Annotated in this window: 15 protein-coding genes and 1 pseudogene; 9 read left to right on the top strand and 7 right to left on the bottom strand. The window is 76.2% G+C overall.

The genetic code is table 11. The features are described 5' to 3' along the window. Window positions 1–27 precede the first annotated feature (27 nt). Window positions 28–1,746 (bottom strand): DNA polymerase Y family protein, encoded by a 1,719-nt coding sequence (locus ACH5AR_RS27385; protein WP_396304173.1) that lies wholly within the window; start codon window positions 1,744–1,746, stop codon window positions 28–30. A 1-nt stretch (window position 1,747) separates the two neighbouring features. Further along, window positions 1,748–2,494 carry a hypothetical protein gene (locus ACH5AR_RS27380; protein WP_396304172.1) on the bottom strand — a complete coding sequence of 249 codons (747 nt, stop codon included), beginning with the start codon at window positions 2,492–2,494 and terminating at the stop codon, window positions 1,748–1,750. A gap of 151 nt (window positions 2,495–2,645) precedes the next feature. Here ACH5AR_RS27380 and ACH5AR_RS27375 point away from each other — a divergent pair, with 151 nt between their 5' ends. The 3 genes from ACH5AR_RS27375 (at window position 2,646) to ACH5AR_RS27365 (ending at window position 4,908) form a co-directional block, all read left to right on the top strand. Continuing rightward, window positions 2,646–3,401 carry an ArsR/SmtB family transcription factor gene (locus ACH5AR_RS27375; RefSeq protein WP_396304171.1) on the top strand — a complete coding sequence of 252 codons (756 nt, stop codon included), beginning with the start codon at window positions 2,646–2,648 and terminating at the stop codon, window positions 3,399–3,401. Further along, entirely contained in the window at window positions 3,398–4,177 is a 780-nt protein-coding gene (locus ACH5AR_RS27370) for an SRPBCC domain-containing protein (RefSeq protein WP_396304170.1), read from the top strand. The genes ACH5AR_RS27375 and ACH5AR_RS27370 overlap by 4 nt, the downstream gene beginning before the upstream one ends. Before the next feature lie 158 nt (window positions 4,178–4,335). Further along, window positions 4,336–4,908, top strand: coding sequence for a dihydrofolate reductase family protein (locus tag ACH5AR_RS27365; RefSeq protein WP_396304169.1), 573 nt, complete (start codon window positions 4,336–4,338; stop codon window positions 4,906–4,908). Between the two features lie 37 nt (window positions 4,909–4,945). On the opposite strand, the gene ACH5AR_RS27360 is transcribed toward ACH5AR_RS27365, so the two are convergent. Beyond that, window positions 4,946–5,785: a class I SAM-dependent methyltransferase gene (locus ACH5AR_RS27360; RefSeq protein ID WP_396304168.1), complete on the bottom strand. Its 840-nt coding sequence runs from the start codon at window positions 5,783–5,785 to the stop codon at window positions 4,946–4,948. Window positions 5,786–5,943: 158 nt separating this feature from the next. Between ACH5AR_RS27360 and ACH5AR_RS27355 the strand changes: the two genes are divergently transcribed. Beyond that, the gene (locus ACH5AR_RS27355) at window positions 5,944–6,534 is read left to right on the top strand and encodes a DinB family protein (protein ID WP_396304167.1); all 591 of its coding nucleotides are present in this window, start codon (window positions 5,944–5,946) and stop codon (window positions 6,532–6,534) included. A gap of 144 nt (window positions 6,535–6,678) precedes the next feature. On the opposite strand, the gene ACH5AR_RS27350 is transcribed toward ACH5AR_RS27355, so the two are convergent. Next, the gene (locus ACH5AR_RS27350) at window positions 6,679–7,239 is read right to left on the bottom strand and encodes an ATP-binding protein (RefSeq protein ID WP_396304166.1); all 561 of its coding nucleotides are present in this window, start codon (window positions 7,237–7,239) and stop codon (window positions 6,679–6,681) included. Between the two features lie 220 nt (window positions 7,240–7,459). Here ACH5AR_RS27350 and ACH5AR_RS27345 point away from each other — a divergent pair, with 220 nt between their 5' ends. Beyond that, window positions 7,460–8,593, top strand: coding sequence for an SUKH-4 family immunity protein (locus ACH5AR_RS27345; protein ID WP_396304165.1), 1,134 nt, complete (start codon window positions 7,460–7,462; stop codon window positions 8,591–8,593). A 95-nt stretch (window positions 8,594–8,688) separates the two neighbouring features. Here the strand turns inward: ACH5AR_RS27345 and ACH5AR_RS27340 are convergent. Next, a pseudogene (locus ACH5AR_RS27340) lies at window positions 8,689–8,883 on the bottom strand (MFS transporter); the annotation flags it as partial. Window positions 8,884–8,938: 55 nt separating this feature from the next. On the opposite strand from ACH5AR_RS27340, the gene ACH5AR_RS27335 reads away from it, so the two are divergent. The 4 genes from ACH5AR_RS27335 to ACH5AR_RS27320 all read left to right on the top strand — a co-directional run bounded on the left by ACH5AR_RS27335 (window position 8,939) and on the right by ACH5AR_RS27320 (window position 11,946). Continuing rightward, complete coding sequence (locus ACH5AR_RS27335) at window positions 8,939–9,826, top strand: LysR family transcriptional regulator (RefSeq protein ID WP_396304225.1); 888 nt, start codon at window positions 8,939–8,941, stop codon at window positions 9,824–9,826. A gap of 54 nt (window positions 9,827–9,880) precedes the next feature. Beyond that, a complete protein-coding gene (locus ACH5AR_RS27330; protein WP_396304164.1) occupies window positions 9,881–10,429 on the top strand; it encodes a DUF2332 family protein in 549 nt (182 codons plus the stop codon). Beyond that, window positions 10,426–10,965, top strand: coding sequence for a DUF2332 family protein (locus ACH5AR_RS27325; protein ID WP_396304163.1), 540 nt, complete (start codon window positions 10,426–10,428; stop codon window positions 10,963–10,965). The genes ACH5AR_RS27330 and ACH5AR_RS27325 overlap by 4 nt, the downstream gene beginning before the upstream one ends. Before the next feature lie 222 nt (window positions 10,966–11,187). After that, entirely contained in the window at window positions 11,188–11,946 is a 759-nt protein-coding gene (locus ACH5AR_RS27320) for a MerR family transcriptional regulator (protein ID WP_396304162.1), read from the top strand. 112 nt (window positions 11,947–12,058) lie between these two features. Here the strand turns inward: ACH5AR_RS27320 and ACH5AR_RS27315 are convergent, their stop codons facing one another. Together ACH5AR_RS27315 and ACH5AR_RS27310 are read right to left on the bottom strand one after the other, a co-directional pair. Next, window positions 12,059–14,452 (bottom strand): FtsX-like permease family protein, encoded by a 2,394-nt coding sequence (locus ACH5AR_RS27315; protein ID WP_396304161.1) that lies wholly within the window; start codon window positions 14,450–14,452, stop codon window positions 12,059–12,061. Next, window positions 14,449–15,162 (bottom strand): ABC transporter ATP-binding protein, encoded by a 714-nt coding sequence (locus tag ACH5AR_RS27310; RefSeq protein ID WP_396304160.1) that lies wholly within the window; start codon window positions 15,160–15,162, stop codon window positions 14,449–14,451. The genes ACH5AR_RS27315 and ACH5AR_RS27310 overlap by 4 nt, the downstream gene beginning before the upstream one ends. Between the last annotated feature and the right edge of the window lie 33 nt (window positions 15,163–15,195).

Raw genomic sequence — 15,195 nt, 5'->3', positions numbered from 1 at the left:
CCCCCGGAGGCTCGGGCCGGCCGGCCGCTAGTCGTAGCCGGCCTCCAGGTACCAGGCACCCCCCTCCACGGTGAGCAGCAGCGCCCGGCCGCCGCCCACCACGACCTGGAACCGCGCCCGGCGCCGCGCCAGCGACTGGTCCCACCAGTACTCGACCGCCGGCCAGGGGCCGGCCCAGCCGTCCACCCGCTCCTCCCGGCCCCGGACCACGACCAGGGCCGGCCGGGCCGACACCCCCGCCCGGCCGTCCACCGTGACCGGCTGCCCGGCGCCGTCCAGCACCCGCACCGGCGCCGGCTCCCGCAGCACCACGGCCGGCCACACCTCCGGCAGCCGCCCCGGCCACGGCGCGTCGGCGGGCACCGCCGCCTCGTACGGCTCGCCCCACGGCACCTTGACCGCCTGCTCGCCCGGGCCCCGCCCGCCGGCCGGCTCGATCCGGCGCAGCCCGGCGTGCCCGAGCACCGCCTGGACCCGGGCGACCGCGCGCTCCACCCGGTCGTCCGCGACGGCCTGGCCCCACAGGGCGAGCTGGCGGCCCTGGTCCGGGGAGAGGCCGTCGGGGGCCAGCCGGAGGAGGGTGAAGCCCTCCTGGTCGGTCGGGACGCCGGTCGGGGCCTCGTTCGGGGTGCCGGTCGAGGCCTCGTTCGGGGTGCCGGTCGGGGCGGCGGTCGTGAAGGCGCCCGTGCCCTGCCAGGCCTGGAGCTGCCAGCGGACCCGCTCGGCCAGCGCCGTCGCGGACAGCCGGCCCTCGTGCCGCCACAGCCGGGAGGCCGTCCGACCGTCCGCACAGGCCACCTCGACGGCCACCCGGCGGCAGGTCAGCCCGGCCCCGGCCAGCCGCTGGTGCAGCTGCTCGGCCAGCGAGCGGGCGACGAACACCAGCGGTTCGGCCGACGGCTCCGGCGGGTCGAAGCGCTGCTCGACGGAGAGGTCCGGCTCCTCCTCGCGCGGCACCAGCGGGCGCGGCTGCAAGCCCCGGGCCAGCCGGTGCGCGACCGTCCCGGACGGGCCGAAGCGGTCCGCGACCGACTCGGCCGGCAGCGCGGCGAAGGCCCCGACGGTGGGCAGGCCGAGCCGCCCGAGCAGCTCGGCCAGGGCCTCGTCGCCCAGCGCGCCCACCGGGTACGGGGCGAGGAACTCCGCCGTCCGGCCCGCCGGGACCAGCACCCCGGCCCGGGCGGCGAGCACGGCGGCGAACAGCCCGTCGGCGACCCCGACCAGGGCCTGCGGGGCACCGCCCGACCCGGCGGCGGCCTCCGCTGCTTCCCCGGGCGCCTCCCCTGCCGCCGCTGCCGCCTCGGCCCCCGCCCCGGGGGCCACCGCGCCCGGGACGGCGTCCGGGACGAGCGGCTGCCCGAGGGCCTCGGCCACCGCCCTGCCGACCTCGGCTGCCAGCGCCTCCTCGCCGCCGAAGTAGCGGCCCGGGCCCTTCACCGGGATCGCGCACAGGCCCGGGCGGACCACCTCCACCCGGGGCGTGAACGCCTCCACCGCCGCGACCACCGGCTCGAAGCGGCGGGTCTCCGCCTCCGGGTCGCGGTCGCGCAGTTCCAGCTCCGGGCAGAGCCGCTGGGCCAGCTTGAGCCGCTGCCCCTGCCGCACCCCGGCCGCCCGGGCGCCCGCCGAACAGGCGAGGATCCGCCCGCCCTCGGTCACCGCGACCGGGTCGTCGCCGGTGACGGCCACCACCGGCCAGTCCGGGCACCAGACCACCAGCACCCGGGGAGTCCTGTCGTCCGCCATCTCAGACCACCGCCGCCACGCGGGGTGCCGTCGGCTCCGCCACCGGCTGGTGCGCCTGCTCCCGGAGCGGGCGCACCGCGCCGTGCTCGTCCGGCAGCCAGAGCCGGGCCGTCCGGCCGCGCACCGCCGAGCCCCGGCCCTCGGCCACCACCTCCACCTGCCGGCCGGCCAGCTGCCCGTGGCCGTCGCCCAGCCCGAACCAGCGGCCGGAGCGCACCCCCAGCCGCAGGGCCGCGCCCGGCCACGGCCCGGCGACCAGCAGCACGCAGCCGCTGCGCCGCAGCACCGCCGCCAGCCGGGCGGCGAGCTTCGGCGGCACCGGTCCGTCCGGGCGCAGCATGATCAGTTCGACCGCGCCGGCCAGCACCGAGACCACCTCGGGCCAGTGCGGCCCCGGGTCGTCCGCGACCAGCAGCCGGCGCAGGTCCAGCCCGTACCCCTCGGCGGCGGCCAGTCCGAGGTCCGGCAGCCCGACCGCCGCGGCCCAGCCGCCCCCGGCCTCCTTCACCCCGGCGGCGAGCGCCAGCAGCAGCCCGGTGTCCCCGCCCGCCACCGACACCGCCGTCCCCCGCCGCAGCCCGGCGTCGGGCAGCACCTCCCGCAGTGCGGACGGCACCGGCAGCAGTTCCGCCCGCTCCCCCCGCCCCTCCCGCTCCCCCGGCAGGGCAGCCGGGGACGCCACCGGGCGGAGCACGGGGCGTGCGGGCTGCTCGGCGGTGGATTCGAAAACAGATTCGAAAACGGGCACAGCCCCAGGATCGAACATTTGTTCGCAAAGATTCAAGTCCGATCCGTCCTGATCACCCGCCCGCGTTTCGAACGGCCGTCGCCGGTCAGCGGCCGCTGCCGACAAGCGTTTTTTCCTTGACAAATTTTTTTGTCGGCTCGATGCTGGCACGGTGCTGGAAGTCGCCGTGATCGAAGAACCCGCCGCGGCCGAGGCCTCGCTGGCCCCCCTGCGGTCACGCGTCCTCGCCGCCCTGGCCGAGCCCGCCTCGGCCGCCATGCTGGCCGCCCGGCTGGGCCTGCCCCGGCAGAAGGTCAACTACCACCTGAAGGAGCTGGAGCGGCACGGCCTCGTCGAACTCGCCGAGGAGCGCCGCAAGGGCAACGTCACCGAACGGGTCTACCGCGCCACCGCGGCCTCCTACGTGATCTCCCCCAGCGCCCTGGCCGCCGTGAGTCCGGACCCGGCCCGCTCCCCCGACCAGCTCTCCGCCCGCTGGCTGCTGGCACTCGGCTCCCGGCTGGTGCAGGAGGTCGGGGCCCTGCTGACCGGCGCCGCCCGGGCCCGCCGACGGGTCGCCAGCTTCGGCATCGACGCGCAGATACGGTTCGCCTCGGCGGCCGACCGGGCCGCCTTCGCCGAGGAGTTGGCCCAGTCGGTGGCCACCCTCGTCAGCCGCTACCACGACGAGTCCGCGCCCGGGGGCCGCAGCCACCGGGTGATCGTCGGGCTCCACCAGATCCCCACCGCGCAGCCCGGGGCGGGCACGGCCGGGACGGCAGCGGCGGAGGCGGGGACAGGCGGGACGGGAACGGCAGAGGCGGGAACAGGCGGGACGGGAACGGCAGAGGCGGGGACGGCGGCAGGGACGGACGACCGCGGCACCGAACGGACCGACCCCCGGGCCGACCAGGAGGACACCCGATGACCCACCCGTTCGAGATCGAGCTGGAGACCTCCCTGCCGGCGAGCCCGGAGCAGGTCTGGGAGGCGATCGCCACCGGACCGGGCATCGACTCCTGGTTCATGGGCCGCAACGAGCTGGACCCGCGCGAGGGCGGCACCGCCGTCATGGAGACCGGGGGCCACCGCGAGGAGTCGGTCGTCACCGCCTACGACCCCGGCAAGCGCCTGGCCCTCCGCACCGGCACCGGCGAGGACGGCCGGTTCATGGCCTTCGAGTACCTGGTCGAGGGCCGGGACGGCGGCGCCACCGTGCTCCGCGTCGTCCACAGCGGCCTGCTCGGCGACGACTGGCAGGACGAGTACGACGCGCTGCGCCGCGGGTGGCCCTTCCACCTCCACACGCTCCGCGAGTACCTCACCCACTTCCCCGGCCGCACCGCCGTCCCCGTCTTCGCCGCCGCGCCGTCGTCCGGCCGCCCGGAACCGGAGGTCCGGGCCCTGCTCGCCCGCGCCCTGTCGCTGCCGCTCCCGGTGGCCGTGGGCACGCCGGTCCACGGCCGCCCGACCGGCCTGCCACCGCTGGACGGTGAGGTGGTGTGGGCCGACGACGAGCGCTTCGGGGTCCGCACCGCCGACGGGCTCTACACCTTCCACCACGGCTCCGGCCTGGTCCTGATGTTCCACCACCTCTTCGGCCCGGTTGCGGACGGGGCCGGGGCGGGGGTGGAGGGCGGGGCCGGGACGGGGGCCGGGGCCGAGGCCGCCTGGCAGCAGTGGCTGGGCGGCGTGCTCGGCTGACGGCCCTTCGGCCCGTTCGACTTCCCGCCGTCCGAGCCGTCCGACCCGTTCGACCCGTCCGACCCGTCCGACCCGTCAGGTCTTCCGACCCGTTCGATCTTCCGACCACCCGGGCCCGGCAGCCCCGGTCCCGCACCGCACGAGAACCGAGGAACCCCATGCGCACCCTGATCAGCACCGCCTTCATCTCGCTCGACGGCGTCGTCGAGGGCCCCGGCGGCGAACCCGGCTACCGCAACTCCGGCTGGACCTTCAAGGACGTCGAGTTCCTCCCCGAGGCGTTCGAGATCAAGGGACGCGAGCAGGAGGAGGCCACCGCGATGCTGCTCGGCCGGGTCAGCTACCAGGCGTTCAGCCCGGTGTGGCCGGACATGGCGGAGTTCGCCCACTACAAGACCCTGCCGAAGTACGTCGTCTCCACCACGCTCACCGAGGACGACCTGGTGTCGAACTGGGGTGAGACCACCATCCTGCGCTCGCTCGACGAGGTCGCCGCGCTGAAGGAGACCGAGGGCGGTCCAATCATCGTCCACGGCAGCGCCACCCTGAACCACGCCCTCTCGGACGCCGGCCTGATCGACCGCTACCACCTGCTCGTCTTCCCGCTGCTGCTCGGCGCCGGCAAGCGCCTGTTCAGCTCGACGGACAAGGACACCCAGAAGCTGAAGCTGGTCGAGCAGGAGACGTACGGGAACGGCCTCCAGAAGCAGGTCTTCGACGTCGTCCGCTGACCGCGCGGCCGCCCTGCGGCCTTTCGTGGCGGGGCGGTCAACTCCCTTCCACAGTACGCCAGACGTGCACCTCGCTGCTCGGCTGCCGCTCCGAGAAGAGGCCCGACGGCGAGGTCCGGGCGAGGAGGCCGCGGAGGTCCGCCTCGAAGGCCGGCCGACGCTCGGCGAAGAGGTGCGGGGCCGAGAAGGAGAGCGCGAAGACGCCCGCCACCGTGTCCTCGACCGTGCGCTCCAGCGGCTGCCCGCCCGGGACGACGATCCGCTGCGGCCCGACGAAGCCCGCCCGGGCGAGGACGGCCGCCTCGCCGCCCGGCGTGCCGTGCGGCAGCAGGCCCCGCCCGGCGCGGCGGACCGGGCCGAGGTAGCGCCGGACCAGCTCGCCGATCGCGTCGTACGGGACCGGCGGGTGCGGCAGCCCCTCGGTGGGCCGCGACTCGCCCTTCAGGTCCGAGAGGTGCACCAGCGCGCCGCCGGGCCGCAGCATGCGCCGTACGGTCGCCGCCACCAGGTCGCGGTCCATCCAGTGGAAGGACTGGCCGAAGACCGCCACCGTGAAGGTACCGAGCCCCGGCGGCAGTTCCTCGCCCCGGGCCCGCACCCAGGTCGCCCTGGGCTCCCCCGCGCCCGCCCGCCGCGCCTCGTCGATCATCCCGGCGTCCGGGTCCACCCCGACGACCTCGGCGAACAGGTGCGCCAGCCCCAGCGCCAGGGTGCCCGGCCCGCACCCCACGTCGAGCAGCCGCCCCCGCCCGTCGAGCCCCAGCGCTCCGGCCAGCGCCTCCGCGAGCCCGGGCGCGTACGGGAGCCTGCCCCGGGTGTAGTACGCGGCCGTCCCGGCGAACAGCGTCTCGTCCCAGGACCAGGCATCGTCGGTCATGGCCGCTCCTCTCCTGGGCTCCGCCCTCCGGTCAACGGAGTTGATCGTAGTGCGAGTTGACCGGCGGACGGGAGCGGGGTCGAGCGGGACGGAACCGGGCGGGGCGGGGCGGGGCGGAAATCGATGGACACGCCTCCTGCGGTCAACAGACTGGTCCCATGACCGCCAGCGATGACAAGAACGACCTCCGGATCTACATCCAGGACGCCCGCGACGCCCTGCTCTGGAAGCTCGAAGGCCTCTCCGAGTACGACCTGCGCCGCCCGCTCACCCCCACCGGGACCAACCTGCTGGGCCTGGTCAAGCACGTCACCGGCGCCGAGGCGCTCTACTTCGGCGACACCTTCGGCCGCCCCTTCCCCGAGCCGGCCCCGCTGTGGATCACCGGCCGGACCGAGCCGAACGGCGACCTGTGGGCGCGGGCGGACGAGCCCACCGAGGAGGTCGTCGGGCGCTACCGGCGGGTCTGGGCGCACTCCGACGCCACCATCGAGGCCCTGCCGCTGGACGCCGTCGGCAAGGTGCCGTTCGGCGCCGGCCACCAACAGACCCTGCACCGGGTGCTCGTCCACATGATCGCCGAGACCCACCGCCACGTCGGCCACGCCGACCTGGTCCGCGAACTCGTCGACGGCGCCACCGGCCAGCGCTCCGACGGCGCCAACACCACCCCCGGCGACGCCGACTGGTGGCGGGCCCACCACGAGCGGGTGGAGCGGGCGGCCCGGGAGGCCGGCGGCCTGGGTTGAGCCGGCGGGCGGGCGGGCCGGGAGGGCGGCGTCCTGGGTCTGCGGCCTGGGCTGAGCCGACGGGCGGGCGGGCCTGGGCTGAGCCGACGGGCGGGCGGGCCGGGGTCTGCGGCCTCGGCTGAGCCGGCGGCCTCGGCCGGGCCGTCAGCCTCCGTGCCGGTCACCCGGTGCTCCGACGTGCCGCAGGACGGCCGCCGCCCGGTCGGCGAGGGGCCCCGGGGCGAGCGGCACGCACACGTACCCGAACTGCGCGTAGGCCTCCCGGTGGATCCGCTCGAACCGCAACGACTCCTCGTAGGAGATGCGCCGCGCCTCGGTCGGGGTGACGAAGCCCGGGCTCTCCACGAAGAACACCCGGCGTTCGTAGACCTCCTCCGCCCGGATCCGGTCGAGCTCCCGGGCCAGGACCGGCGTGACCGGATGGCCGAGGTACACCGCCAGGGCGTACGTGCACACCGGCGAGCGGTCGAAGAACCGCACCTCCCCCGGTCGGCCGACGGCCCCCTCCTGCCGCCGCCGTTGCAGGGTGACCACCGCGTCCACGAACGCCGGGTCCGTCCACGGCTCCGGCTCGCCCTGGGCCTGGCGCAGCGCGATGACGTCGGTGGCGGCCTCCTCGACCACCGGGTGGCCGGCGCACTCCAGCCACCGCAGGACCGCCGTCTTCCCGGCCCCCGGGGTGCCGGTCAGCAGATAGCGCTTCATCCCCGCACTCTACGGACCCCACGGACCGGGGGCGGCGGCGGTGCGGGCCCCGAAGGGGGACGGGCACGGCGGCAGTCGAGGGCAGGAGGTGTCGGGCGAGGAGGGGGGAGCGGCGGTGTCGGGCCGGGAGGTGTCGGGCCGGAAGGTGTCGGGCCGGGCCGCTAGGGTCTGTGGGTCACGGGGTAGGCCGGGAGGGGTGGGGCACGTGGGGTGTGAGCGGTTGGCGGAGCTGCCGGGCGGGGTCGTGCACGCGGCGAGCCGGGAGTTCCTGGCCCGGGAGGGCCTGCCGTCCGCCGGGGCGTTCCTGGACTTCGCGGCCATCGGGGGCGGGGAGCTGACGGCGGTGCCGACGGACGCGGAGCGGCTGTTCGTCCTCGGGGAGACGGAGTACTGCACGCCGTTCGCCGCGGGCCACCTGGTGCTGCTGGACGGGGTGACCGGTCAGGTGTTCCTGGACGGCGGCGGCCCCCGGCGCGACCTGCTGGCCTCCGACGTGGCCGCGCTGGCGGGCCTGGTGCGCGAGGTGGACGCGGTGGCCGAGGCGGCGCGGCAGCCGCAGGAGATGGACGGGCGGCGCGGGCCCGCCGTGCTGGCCGAGGTGCTGGCGGCGGCCGAGCGGCGGATGCGGGAGATCGATCCCGGGCTGTTCGGCGACGGCTCCGTACCGCCCCCGCACTGGGGCACCGCGCTGCTGGTGCGGGCGCTGGGCTGGGGCGCCCTGCCGGGCGGCCCGGGCGGGCCCGCGTACGCGATCACCCCGGAGCTGGTGGCGGAACTGGCCGCGTTGACGGACCAGGACGGCGGCCCCGGGCGGGTGCACCGCTTCCGGGCCGAGGACCTGCCCGCCGCCCTGGTGCACCGGCCGACCCGGCAACTGCTGACCGAGGTCGGCCTGCCGCTGGGCGGGGCGATGTTCGGGGTGTGCGAGGAGCCGCTGGTCACCATGGGCGAGGCGTACCCCGAGTACTTCGACGGCGAGGAGGACCGCCCGTACCAGCGCGACTTCCTCGCCCTCGGGGACTGGCCGACCGATCTCACGATCGCCCTCGACGGCGCCACCGGCCGGCTGGAGCTGCCGGACTGGTACGACGACGGCCACCCCGAGGCGTACCTGAACCGCGACCTGTCGGCCCTGCTCTACGCCCTCTGGACGTACGAGCGGCTGCGCGCCGAGTGGGAGCGCTGGGACTACGGCCGCGCCCGGGACACGTGGGCGGTGTTCGATCCGCAGTCGCTGCTGAGCGCGGTGGTGGACCGGCTGGTGGAGGCCGTCGACCCGGAGGCGTTCGCCTCCCCCGGCTGCTCCTGGCGGCTGCTCGCCGAGGACGGGCACATGGGCGGGCTGCTCGGCTGAACGCCCTGGCCGGGGTGCTCGGGGTGCTCGGGGTGGGCCTCGGCGGGTTGCGGCTGGCTGCGGCGGGTGCGGAGCGGGGACAGGAACACCGGCAGGAAGGCCGTCGCCAGGACGACTCCGCCGATCCAGAGCGTGGCGCGCGGGCCGAGGAGTTCGCCGAGCAGGCCGGAGAGCGCGGAGCCGACCGCCAGCGCGCCGGTGAGCAGGAAGCGGAACGTGGCGTTCATCCGGCCGAGCAGCGCGTCCGGGGTCATCCGCTGACGCAGGCTCACCCCGACCACGTTGTCCATCCCGGTCTTGAGCGAGACCAGCAGCCAGCCCGCCCCTGCCACGGACGCCCGCCGGATGCTGGTCCTGCGCGCCGTGGTCGACCACGGCTCGGTGAGCGCCGCCGCCACCGCCCTCGGCTACACCCCGTCCGCCGTCAGCCAGCAGGTGGCGACGCTGGAGCGGGAGACCGGGACGGCGCTGTTGGAGCGGATCGGTCGGGGCGTCCGGCCGACCGCCGCCGGGCTGCTGCTGGCCGGGCACGCCGCCGCCATCGACCGGCAGGTCGCCGAGGCGGGCGCCGCGCTGGCCGACCTGCGGGCCGGGCGCAGCGGCAGTCTGACCGTCCGCTACTTCGCCACGGCCGGTGCCGCGCTGGTGGCCCCGGCCGTGGCCGCGTTCCGCCGGGAGCACCCGGGTGTACGGCTCGACCTCGGGACGACCGACCCCGAGGACCCGCTCACCGAGGTACGGGACGGCCGCGCCGACCTGGCCGTGGTGGTCCGCGCCACGGACGCGCCGCCCCCGGACGGCCTGCGGCTGGTCCACCTGCGGGACGATCCGTACCGTGCCGTCCTGCCCCGGGGCCACCGGCTCGCCGCCCGGCGCGTGCTGGAAGCGGCCGAACTCGCGGACGAGCTTTGGGTGGGAGCCGAGCCGCCCGGCCCCTGCCGGGACATCGTCCGGGCCGCCTGCGAGGCGGTCGGCTTCCGCCCCGCGGTCGCGGTGGACAGCGCCGACTACGCCACCGCACAGGGCTTCGTGGCGGCCGGTCTGGGGGTGGCACTGGTCCCCGAGCTGGGCCTGACCCAGCGCCACCCGGAGGTCGTCGTCCGGCGGTTGCGCGGCCCCGAACCGGTGCGCACCCTGCACGCCGCCGTGCGGGAGGGCTCCTGGGGCCGGCCGGTGCTCGATGCACTGGTCAGCGCCCTGCGGGTGGCGGGAGGCGCGGCGGGCCCGGCATAGCCTGGGTCGATCGGATCATCCGAATCCGAGAGGGCGTCGAAAGGATCTGCGGGCATGCACGACGAGACGCAGGAGCTGTACCGGGCGTTCGCGGAGCGGGAGGCGCGCGGCAACTCGCCGATCTACCAGGAGCTGGCCGAACGGGTCGCCGGGGACGGGCGGTTGTGCGCGCTGCTGGACGGGCTTCCGGCGGCGAAGCGGCAGCCGAACCTGCTGTTCGGCGCCGTCCGGCACCTGGGCGGGCCGGTGACGGAGGGCTGGCCCGCCTTCCACGACTGGACGGCGGAGCACTGGGCCGGGGTCTCGGCGACGATGCTGGAGCGGCGGACACAGACCAACGAGGCAGGCCGCTGCGCCACCCTGCTGCCGCTGCTGGCCGCGCTGCCGCAGCCGCTCGCCCTGATCGAGGTGGGCGCCTCGGCCGGGCTCTGCCTGTACCCGGACCGGTACCGCTATCGGTACCGGCAGCTGAACGATTCGGGCGCCGGGTTCGCGGCCGAGTTCGGGGCCGGTTCGGGGGCGGTTCGGGGGCGGGCCCGGAGGCGGGTCCGGAGCTGGATTCGGAGGCGGGTACTGAGTCGGGTCCGGAGCCGGGTCCGGTGACGCTGGACTGCGTGGTGAGCGGGCCCGTGCCGTTCTCCGGTTCCCTGCGGGAACGGCTGCCCGAGGTGGTCTGGCGGGCCGGGATCGACCTCAATCCGCTGGACGTGCGGGCCGAGGAGGACATGCGCTGGCTGGAGTCGCTGGTCTGGCCGGAGCAGGCCCACCGGCTGGAGCGGCTGCGCGGCGCCGTCCGGATCGCCCGGGCCGAACCGCCGCTGCTGGTGCGCGGCGATCTCAACGCGACGGTACGGGAGTTGGTTGCGCAGGCCCCGACGGGGGCGACCCCGGTGGTGTTCCACAGCGCGGTGCTCGCGTACCTGCCGCCGGAACAGCGGGAGGAATTCGCGGCGACGATGCGCGAGCTGCCCGGGCACTGGATCTCCAACGAGGCGGTCTCGGTGCTGCCGACCGTCGCCCGGCGCCTTCCGCGCCCGGCCCCGGCCGGTTCCGGGCTGTTCGCGCTCGCCCTGGACGAGCGGCCGGTGGCCTTCACCGGACCGCACGGGCAGTCCCTGGACTGGTTCGGCGAGGCGTAGGCGCCGCCCGGTGGCAGCCGGCGGCCACGTGCGGGCGACGGCTCGCGGGCGGCGGCTCGCGGGCGGCGGCGTGCAGTCGACGCGGGTTCGGGCTTGAAGCTGCCGCAGCGGCAGCTTCTACCGTCGTGAGCGAGGCCGCAGAACCGGCCTCGGTCCACGCGAACGTGGGGACAGGACACACGGGGGCATCGACACGAGGGCATGGAGAGGAAGGAGGCAGCCATGGCCTGGCCCATCGCCGAGGTGGCCCGGATGTCCGGTGTGACGGCTCGGACGCTCCGGCACTACGACGAGATCGGACTGCTCCCGCCGGCCTGGATCGGCTCCAACGGCCACCGCTACTACGAGGAGCGGCAGTTGCTCCAGCTGCAACAGATCCTGGTACTGCGGGCGCTGGGCGTGGGCCTGACCGAGATCGCCCGGATCCTGGGTGACCAGGTGGACGAGCTGGAGGCCCTGCGGGGCCACCGCCGGCGGCTGGTCGCCGAGCGCGACCGGCTCGACGCCCTGGCCGCCACCGTGTCCCGCACGATCGCCGACCTGGAACACTCCCGGAAGGACGGCACGCCCATGACCATCAACCGACCCGAGAACCTGTTCGAGGGCATCCAGCCCGACGACGTCGACGCCAGCCTGCGGGACTTCCCCGAGCACGCCGAGGCGGCCCGGCGCACGACCGCCGCGATGACCCCGGCCGAGGTCGAGGCCGGACAGCGCGAGCGGACCGCCCGCATGATCCACCTGGCGGAGCTGATGGCAGCCGGCCACCCGGTCGACGCCGAGCCCGTGCAGAGCACGATCGGCGAGGAGTACCGGCTGCTCCGCGCCATCCGGCCGGTGCCGCGCGAGGAGTACCTGGCGATCGCCCGTTCCTGCACCGAGAACGAGCAGTGGCACGCCGCGTACGAGGCTATCGCCCCCGGTCTGGCCGCGTACCAGCGTGCCGCCATGGAGGCGTACGCGGCGGCGCAGCTGTCCTGAACCGGGCCGGGCCGGGCTCGGCGGGACGGGCTGAGCTGAACGGGCCGGGCTCGGCGGGACGGGCTGGGCTGGACGGGCTGGGCTGGACGGCGCCGTCCAGCCCGGCCCGCCGTCACTCCGTGCGCAGCGCCGTGGCCGTCCTGGTGCGGGCCGCCCACGCCGCCGGGAGGACGGCTCCCAGCAGGGCCAGCACCAGGCCGCCGAGTATCAGCGGCCCCACCACCGACGGGGCGAACACGGCGAGGTCGGCGGCCGGCACTCCCATCCCGGCGGCCCGGGCCATCGCGGGCATCACCTGGTGGTGCACCAGGATGCCGACCGGGACGCCGATCAAGCCGGCTGCCAGCCCGCTGCCGCAGACCGAGGTGAGCACCATGCCGACGGTCTGCCGGGGCGACATCCCGAGCGCCTTGAACACCCCGAGGTCGTGCACCCTGTCCCGGGTGTCCAGCAGCACGGTGTTGAGCACCCCGAGCCCCGCCACCACGGCGAGCAGCAGCGTGAGCGTGCCCGCCAGCGTGTTCATCGCCAGCACCACGAGGTTGATGTGCTCGCCGCCTGGCTCGGCTCCCAGGCCCAGTGGCTTCACCGCCTGGTCCAGCCCGTCGGCGTAGGCCTGTGCGTCGGTCCCCGGGGTGAGGTCGATGCGGAAGGCGAGGGCGTCCCCCTGGATCACGCCGCCGAGCGGGGCCAGTGTGGCCCGGTCCGTGAACACCACGTCACGGGTGGCCAGGACCTCACCGGTGATCGTCGCCGGGGTGCTGTGCCCGTGCGCGGTGAGGGTCACGGTGTCACCGACCTTCGCCTGGGTGGCCCGCAGATGGGCGGTGGCCACCACGACCTCGCCCGGGCCGTGGAACCAGCGGCCGGAGACCAGTTGGAAGCCGCTCCAGGAGGCGTCGCCGTCGAACGCGACCACGTCGGAGCGCCCGGTGCTCCCCGCCAGGTCGACCGCGGCCGGGGCGCTGCTGTACCAGGCCCGGGTGCCCGGACGGGAGTCGATGGCCTGGGCCACCGCCGCCTCGTCCACCTGCCCGACGGGCTGTTCGGCGCCCTCGATCGGGGCCTGGACCACCACCTTGCCCGCGCGGTCTGCTTCCAGCCCCTCCTGGAGTGAGCCCAGCGAGAGCGTCAGGCCGACGCAGAGGGTGACCCCGACCGTGCCCAGTGCCACGGCGGCACCGGTGGTCGCCGTGCGGCCCGGCCGGTTGAACGGGGATGCCAGGCCGAGACTGAGCGACCGGGGCACCGGCAACCGGCCGACCAGGTCCTGCGCCCGGGCCCACCGGCCCGCCGGGCCGCCCCCGCCGACCGCTCCACGGGCGGCTGCCCGCTTGGCGCCCGGCGCCGTCCGGCCGACCGCGAGCGCCTCCACCGTCCGCAACCGCCCGGCCCGCAGCGCCGGTACCAGCGCGGTGCCGGCGACCGCGCCGAGGGCCGTCAGCGCGACCACGGCGTCCACCCAGGCCGGGATGCCGAGCAGCCCGCCGCGCAGGGCCTTGTGGGCCAGCCCGAGGACCGGTACGGACAGCAGGTTGCCGAGGAGCACGCCGAGCACCGTGCCGATCCCGGCGGGGATCAGCGCCTGGCCGACGTAGGCGCGCGCCACCTGGGCCGGGGTGAAGCCGAGGGACTTGAGGATGCCGATCCGCCGGGTGGCGGCGCTGACGGTGCCGCTGACCACGACGCCGATGATCAGCACCGACATGGCCAGGCCGAGCACCCCGAAGGCCGTGACGAAGGGGACGAAGGTCGAGGCCGTCCGGTTCGCCTCCTCCTGGGCGGCCCGGTAGGAGGTGGCCTTGGCCAGCGCCCCGCCCGGGAGGACGGCGGCCAGGGCGGCACGGTCGGCCTCCACCTCGGCGTCGCTGTCGGCGTGGGCGAAGCGGTAGAGGTACTGGACGGCGGGCTCCGCGCCGTGCGCCGTCAGCGCGGCCACCTGCTCGGGGGCGACCCAGCCGTCCGCGCTCCAGGAGACCGAGGCCGCCAGGCCGACGACCTTGAGCGTCGGGCGCCCCGGCAGGTCCGGGAACTCCATGGTGTCGCCGACCGCCAGCGGGGAGCGCCCGTCCGGGAACACCACCTCGCCGGGGCCCGCGATCCAGCGGCCGACCGTGATCCGCAAGCCGTCCAGCGGGCCGTCCTGGGCGCGGCCGACCAGCGTCATCGGCGGCAGCGGGCTCCCGGCCGGCGGGATCCGGGTGCCGGGGCCGGAGCGCGGCTGCACGGCGACCGCCGGGTAGGGGCCGGCCGAGGCCGTCACACCGGGCGCCTGGGCCGTCGCGGCGAGCTGCGCGGGGCTCGCCGACGCGCGGTCGTACAGCACGTTGAGGTGGGCGCCGTGCTGGTCGGCGAAGGAGCGCTGGTACGGGCCCCGGGCGGCGACCAGCAGCCCGAGCGCGAGGACGCACGCCGTCACGGACACCATCGTGGTGAGCACCATCACCACGGTCTGCACCCGCCGACGGCCGACCCCGGCGCGCACCACCTTGCCGAGCGCGCTCATCGGCCACCCCCAGGAGCCGCCACGGCGGCGGTGTCCCGGACCAGCCGGCCGTCGAGCAGCTCGACCGTCCGGTCCGCGCACCCCCCGGCGAGCGCCGTGTCATGCGTGACCAGCAGGATCGTCTGGCCCTCGGCGTTGAGCCCGCGCAGCAGGTCGCGGACGTCGGCGGCCGAGGCGGTGTCCAGCGCCCCGGTCGGCTCGTCGGCCAGCAGCAGCGGCGGACGGTTCATCAGCGCCCGGGCCACCGCGACCCGCTGGCGCTCGCCGCCGGAGAGCCGGCCCGGGAAGGCCTTGGCGTGCCGGGCCACCCCCAGCCGCTCCAGCAGCTCCCGGGCGCGGGCCCGGGCCTGCGCCCGCCCCATCCCGGCCAGCTGGGCCGGGAGCAGCACGTTGTCCTCCGCGTTCAGGTCGTCCAGCAGGTTGAAGAACTGGAACACCATGCCGATCCGGGCCCGCCGGTACTCGGCCAGCGCGGCCTCGCCGAGCCGGTGCACGGCGACGCCGTCCACCTCCACCTCGCCCTCGCTCGGGCGGTCGAGCCCGGCGATCAGGTTCAGCAGGGTGGACTTGCCGCTGCCCGACCGGCCGAGCACGGCCACCGCCTCGCCGGCCCGGACCTCCAGGTCGAGCCCGGACAGGGCGGGGCGGGCGGCGTCGGATCTGTCGTACGTCCTGCTGACGCCGCGGATCCGGATGATCGGCGCGTTCACGGGCCCTCCACGGTTCGGGGTCCGGCCCCGGGA

The organism is Kitasatospora sp. NPDC018619, from assembly GCF_044391605.1.
Taxonomy (GTDB): domain Bacteria; phylum Actinomycetota; class Actinomycetes; order Streptomycetales; family Streptomycetaceae; genus Kitasatospora.
Note: the sequence above shows the minus strand (reverse complement) of the source record. Positions and strands in the feature narration are given on the sequence as shown.

Excerpts from the sequence above, each read along its gene's own strand:
- ACH5AR_RS27385 (WP_396304173.1), bottom strand. The coding sequence starts at position 1,746 with ATGGCGGACGACAGGACTCCCCGGGTGCTGGTGGTCTGGTGCCCGGAC.
- ACH5AR_RS27370 (WP_396304170.1), top strand. The coding sequence starts at position 3,398 with ATGACCCACCCGTTCGAGATCGAGCTGGAGACCTCCCTGCCGGCGAGC.
- ACH5AR_RS27365 (WP_396304169.1), top strand. The coding sequence starts at position 4,336 with ATGCGCACCCTGATCAGCACCGCCTTCATCTCGCTCGACGGCGTCGTC.
- ACH5AR_RS27360 (WP_396304168.1), bottom strand. The coding sequence starts at position 5,785 with ATGACCGACGATGCCTGGTCCTGGGACGAGACGCTGTTCGCCGGGACG.
- ACH5AR_RS27355 (WP_396304167.1), top strand. The coding sequence starts at position 5,944 with ATGACCGCCAGCGATGACAAGAACGACCTCCGGATCTACATCCAGGAC.
- ACH5AR_RS27350 (WP_396304166.1), bottom strand. The coding sequence starts at position 7,239 with ATGAAGCGCTATCTGCTGACCGGCACCCCGGGGGCCGGGAAGACGGCG.
- ACH5AR_RS27335 (WP_396304225.1), top strand. The coding sequence starts at position 8,939 with ATGCTGGTCCTGCGCGCCGTGGTCGACCACGGCTCGGTGAGCGCCGCC.
- ACH5AR_RS27330 (WP_396304164.1), top strand. The coding sequence starts at position 9,881 with ATGCACGACGAGACGCAGGAGCTGTACCGGGCGTTCGCGGAGCGGGAG.
- ACH5AR_RS27320 (WP_396304162.1), top strand. The coding sequence starts at position 11,188 with ATGGCCTGGCCCATCGCCGAGGTGGCCCGGATGTCCGGTGTGACGGCT.
- ACH5AR_RS27315 (WP_396304161.1), bottom strand. The coding sequence starts at position 14,452 with ATGAGCGCGCTCGGCAAGGTGGTGCGCGCCGGGGTCGGCCGTCGGCGG.